Consider the following 5,406-nt stretch of genomic DNA (forward strand, 5'->3'; position numbering starts at 1 on the left):
GGCCCCGGGCACGCCCGCCCCGCTCCTCACGCCGATGACCTGCCGGAACGCCTTGGCGGGCGGCTTCCCCCGGATTCCCGGAAAAAAATTCCGGGGGAACGGCAACCTTCCGGCCGCCGGCGGCAACCAAGGAGCAGAACGGAAGTGAGCCTCCTCGTCGCCCCCCTGAAGGAGAGCTCCTCCGTCGCCCCGGGCGGCACCAGCCCGCCCGGGGCCCCTTCCCGGCGGGAGGCGGGACCTGCCGGGAACGCCCCGGGTGGCTTCGGCCACCCGGGGCGAGAAATTTTCGGGAGGGCCGCGGGGCCCGCGGGATGCGCGGGCGCCTCTCCACCGGGAGAGGGGTACCCGCGGTGTCGGCGGAACGACGGCCGTCGGGATCGACCGGTCGGGCGCCGAAAGCCGAACCACGACCGGAGCCGCCGCCGGACGGCAACCGGTCGGACCGACGGAACGGCGGCCCACCGGCGGCTTGGGAGCGCTCCCATCCGACGACGGCCCCCCAATGATGCGGACATGACACCGGTACGTCAACCATCCGCGCACCCGGATGACCCGGAAACCCCGAACGGGCGCCACCATCACACACCACCCCCGGGGAAACACACCGGGTGCGACAATCAGCGCGTTCACTTCCGTTCGAATATGATCGAAGTGGTTCTCCCGCCCCCGAAAACCCGTTGCCGGCCGAGCCGGCACTCGGGATCCTGGCCCGGTTGTCCCGCGCACGACGCGGCTCCCCCGGCATGCCCTCCGTGCCCCTCGGTTCCCCCGCACGGGTCACGGAAGACCGCGCCCCGTCCTCTCATGCCCCCGACTCCGTCCCCGACCGCTCCACGCCCTCTTTCCGAATCCCACCCGTACGAAATCCCGGGACCTCATGCGCCTTCGCGACCTTCCGCATCCCGACCCCGGGGAACCCGACACCCGGTCCGGTTCCCACTTCGTCCTCTGGCTCTTCCGCCGACAACTGCGCGGTCAGACCAAGACCCTCTTCTGGGGGGTCCTGCACATGGGCTCCGTCGCCTGCCTACCCGTCGTGGTGGGCGCTGCGGTCCAGGCCGCGGTCGAGAGCTCCGCCGCCGGTCTGGTGCGCGCCGGGCTGCTGCTGGCCGGTCTCGGCCTGGTCATGGCCGTCGCCGACACCATGGTGCACCGCAGCGCCGTCACCAACTGGATCACCGCGGCGACACGGATCCAGCAGGTGCTCGCCCGCCGCACCGCCCACCTCGGGGCGGCGCTCACCCGACGGGTGGCCGCCGGCGAGGTGGTCAAGGTCTCCACGGGCGACGTGGAGAAGATCGGCTGGCTCGTCGAGTCCGCCTCCCGTTTCTCGGCCGCCGTGATCGTGACGGGTGGTGTCTGCGCCGGCCTGGTGCTCCACGAACCGCGGCTGGGCCTGATCGTGGTCGTCGGCATCGCGGCGGTGATGCTCACGGTCTTTCCGCTGGTCCCCGCCGCCACCCGCCGCGCCGACCGTGAACGGGCGCGCTCGGGGCGCGCCGCCGAACTGGCCTCCGACACCGTCGCCGGTCTGCGCGTCCTGCGCGGCATCGGCGGTGAGGAGCTGTTCCTGAACCGCTACCGGCGGGCCTCCGACGACCTCCGCGTCGCCTCGGTGCACACCGCCCGCATGTGGTCGCTGATCGACGCCCTCCAGGTGGCCGTTCCCGGCGCGTTGCTGCTGGTCGTGGTCTGGCAGGGGCACCGACTCGCGGCGAGCGGGGCGATCACCCCCGGGGCGCTGGTCACCGTCTACGGAGCCGTGCTCTTCCTGCTCTTTCCCCTGCGCCTGTTCCAGGAGGGCGCGATGGCCTGGGCGTTCTCCCGCCCCGCCGCACGGCGCGCCGTGCGGGTGCTGTCCATGCGGCGCGGGGACACGGAGACCGGTACCGGCTCACCCGCCCCCGGGCACGGGACCCGGGAGCCCTCCCGGGCGCCCGCCCTGCACGATCCGCTCACCGGGCTGACCGCCCCCGGGGGCCGGCTCACCGCCGTGGTCCACGGGGACGCGGACGGGTCGGAGGGGCCGGCCGCCCGGCTGGGCGGCCGGCCGGTCGGCGAGGAGGACGGGGCCGCGCACCCCTCCGTGGAGATCGACGGCCGTCCCGCCTCCGAACTGCCCCGAGCCCTGGTCCGGGCCACGGTGCTCGTCCAGGACAAGGAACCGGTGTTGCTGTCGGGCACCCTCGCCGAGCTGCTGGACGTCCCCGCCTCGGGCCGGGTGGACGCGGACGCCGCGCTGGCCGCCGCCGCCTGTTCGGATGTGTTGGATTCCCTGGCCCACACCTCCCCGGAGGCCGCGCGCGATCCCCTGCTGGGGAGGATCACCGAGCGCGGTCGTTCCCTGTCCGGTGGTCAGCGCCAGCGGCTGGCACTGGCCCGCTCCCTGCTCGCCGACCCGCCCGTCCTGGTGCTGGACGAACCCACCTCCGCGGTGGACGCCCACACCGAGTCCCGCATCGGCGCGGCCCTGCGCGACCTGCGCGCCGGCCGCACCACGGTGGTGCTGACGTCCAGCCCCCTGCTGCTGGAACACGCGGACCGGGTGGTGCTGCTGCTCGACGGGCGGGTCGCCGCCGAGGGCACGCACCGCGACCTGTGGGAGAACACGCCGCGGTATCGGGCCGTGGTCGGCCGGGACACCGGGTCCGGGCCCCCCGTCCGCGTCGGGGCCCCTTCGGAGGCACTCCACATCGAGGAGAAGGCGTGACCGTCACCATCGGGGTGCGTCCCCCCGAACACGACACCGGCCGGGACGAGAACCCCACCACCCTCCCGGTGGCCCGCGACGCTACCGTGCACGCCTATGTGCGGGAACTGCTGGTCCGCCACCGCCGGTCCCTGGCGATCCTGGTGGCGGTCAACGCCGTCGCCGTCATCGCCTCGATGGTCGGCCCCTGGTTGTTGGGCGGGGTGGTGCAGGGTCTGGCGGACGACACCCGGGACATCGCCCCCGGCCCGATCCTGGCCGGCTTCGCCCTCGCCGTGCTCGTCCAGGCCGTCTTCGTGCGGCTGGTGCGCCTGCGCGGGGCGATGCTCGGCGAGCGGATGCTGGCCGACCTGCGCGAGGACTTCCTGGTCCGCTCGGTGGGCCTGCCGCCGGGAGTACTGGAACGGGCCGGCACCGGTGACCTGCTCGCCCGCGTCAACACCGACATCGACCGGCTCTCCCAGGCGATGCGCGAGGCGGTCCCCCAGCTGGCCATCGCGGTGGTGTGGGCCGCCCTGCTGCTGTGCGGCATCGTGGTGGTCGCCCCGCCGCTGGGGCTGGGCATCCTGATCGCCCTGCCCCTGCTCCTGGCCGCCTGCGTGTGGTACTTCCGGCGCGCCCCCTCCGGCTACCGGGCCGAGGCCGCCGGGTACGCCGCCGTGGCCGGGGCCCTGGCCGAGACGGTGGACGCGGGCCACACCGTGGAGGCGCACCGCCTGGAACCCCGTCGGATCGCCCTGTCCGAAGGACGGATCGGAAGCTGGGTCGCTTGGGAACGGTACACACTGTGGCTGCGCTCGGTGCTGATCCCGGCGATCAACGTCTACCACGTGATGGTCCTGGGCGGTGTGCTGACGGTCGGCGGGATCTTCGTCCTGCAGGGCTGGCTGCCGGTGGGCCGGGTGGTCACCGGAGCGCTGCTGGCCCAGATGCTGGTGGAGCCGGTCGGGATGATCCTGCGCTGGTTCGACGAACTGCAGATCGCCCGGGTCTCGCTGGCCCGCCTGGTCGGCGTCCGGGAGATCGCGTCGGATCGGGCCGGGGCCGACGGAGAGGATCGGGAACCGGACGCCCATCGGATCGTGGACGCCCGTGGCGTGCGGTTCGGCTACACCGAGGGCACCGACGTGCTGCACGACGTCTCGCTGCGGGTGCCGCCCGGCACCCGGGTCGCCCTGGTGGGACCCTCGGGCGCCGGGAAGTCAACCCTGGGGCGGCTCCTGGCGGGCATCCACGCCCCCCGCACCGGATCGGTCACCCTGGGCGGGGCCTCACTGGCCGCGATGCCGCCGGAGCGGGTGCGACGCCATGTGGCGCTGGTCAACCAGGAGCACCACGTCTTCGTCGGCCCCCTGCGGGACAACCTGAGGCTGGCCCGCCCGGAGGCGACCGACGAGGAGTTGTGGGCGGCGCTGCTCGCCGTGGACGCGGAGCGGTGGGCCGCCTCCCTGCCGGAGGGCCTGGACACCGAGGTCGGTTCCGGCGGTGAGGTGGTGTCCCCCGCCAGGGCCCAGCAGATCGCGCTGGCCCGGCTGGTGCTGGCCGACCCGCACACCCTGGTGCTGGACGAGGCGACCTCCCTGCTGAACCCGCGGTCGGCCCGCGACCTGGAACGCTCCCTGGCCACGGTGCTGGAGGGTCGGACGGTGATCGCCATCGCCCACCGGCTGCACACCGCGCACGACGCGGACGTCATCGCCGTGGTGGAGAACGGACGGATCACCGAGTTCGGCGGGCACCGGGAACTGGTGGCGGCCGACGGCGCCTACGCGGCCCTGTGGCGGTCCTGGCACGGCTGATCGGCACCCCGTCGTCCCACCGACACGGGGCCGGTGGGGACCACCCTCCCCGGTTCCCGGGCCGGTCCTCAGGCCGCCAGCACGACGGCCGCGATGCCGCCGGCCGCCGTGGCCACCATGAAGCCGGGCATCAACACGTTGCTCTCCACCCACGCCCCGGCCCGGAACCGCATGAACCTCGGCGTGCCCAGCGGGTACCAGCGTCGACCCTTGATCTTCAGGGGCCACAGGAAGGGGCAACCGGAGATGGTCAGGGCGTCGCCGACGCAGTGCACCATGGCGCCCAGCACGATGGGGATGCCGATCCACAGATAGGGCTGACCGGGGAAGAGCCACTCCGAACCGTGGCCCGGCTGGTTGAGGACGCCGGCGAGGATCCAGGCGGTCGCCGCTCCCAGCAGCCACACCATGATGTCGCTGGAGATCCGGGCCGCCCGCCACAGCAGACCCTCCACCGCGAGCACCATGTGCACGAAGAGGATGCCCAGCACCGCCCAGCGCCCCCAGTGGACGGCCGCGGCGGAGAACCCGACCCCCATGAGGACCGCCCACAACCAGGTGTGGCTCAGTGTGCGGTGTCCCCCGGTGCGGCGCCGGTCCCGCGGTCCCCGGGTGGCGTTGTGGACGGCGACCGACAGCTTGTCGATCAGCCCCGCCAGCCATCTCGATGGTGGGCCGAAGGCCCGGGAGATGGTGGCCGACTTCTGATCCAGATCGGGGGCGAGCGCCGCCCCCGCGCAGATGAGGGTCCCGGCCACCAGCACCGGCCAGGGCATCGGGTGGCCCGCCAGAGCCGTGGCCACCGCGACGCCCACCCAGGCGGCCGCTCCTGACAGTGAATGCGCCGGTCCCATCATGGTGGTGTGGCCCGCCCCTTCTCCCGACACTCCGCGGCAC

General features: G+C 73.7%; 3 protein-coding genes. 2 read left to right on the top strand and 1 reads right to left on the bottom strand.

Going from position 1 to position 5,406, the window contains the following annotated elements:
- Positions 1-877 precede the first annotated feature (877 nt).
- Positions 878-2,710 (top strand): ABC transporter transmembrane domain-containing protein, encoded by a 1,833-nt coding sequence (locus FNQ90_RS11375; RefSeq protein ID WP_182606260.1) that lies wholly within the window; start codon positions 878-880, stop codon positions 2,708-2,710.
- Entirely contained in the window at positions 2,707-4,509 is a 1,803-nt protein-coding gene (locus FNQ90_RS11380) for an ABC transporter ATP-binding protein (protein WP_407699344.1), read from the top strand. Before FNQ90_RS11375 ends, FNQ90_RS11380 begins: the two co-directional genes overlap by 4 nt.
- 68 nt (positions 4,510-4,577) lie before the next feature.
- Here FNQ90_RS11380 and FNQ90_RS11385 read toward each other — a convergent pair whose 3' ends face one another.
- On the bottom strand, positions 4,578-5,366 hold the full coding sequence (locus FNQ90_RS11385) for a metal-dependent hydrolase (RefSeq protein WP_182606262.1): 789 nt from the start codon (positions 5,364-5,366) through the stop codon (positions 4,578-4,580).
- Positions 5,367-5,406: the final 40 nt, after the last annotated feature.

This window comes from Streptomyces alkaliphilus (assembly GCF_014141535.1).
GTDB classification, from domain to species: Bacteria; Actinomycetota; Actinomycetes; order Streptomycetales; family Streptomycetaceae; genus Streptomyces; species Streptomyces alkaliphilus.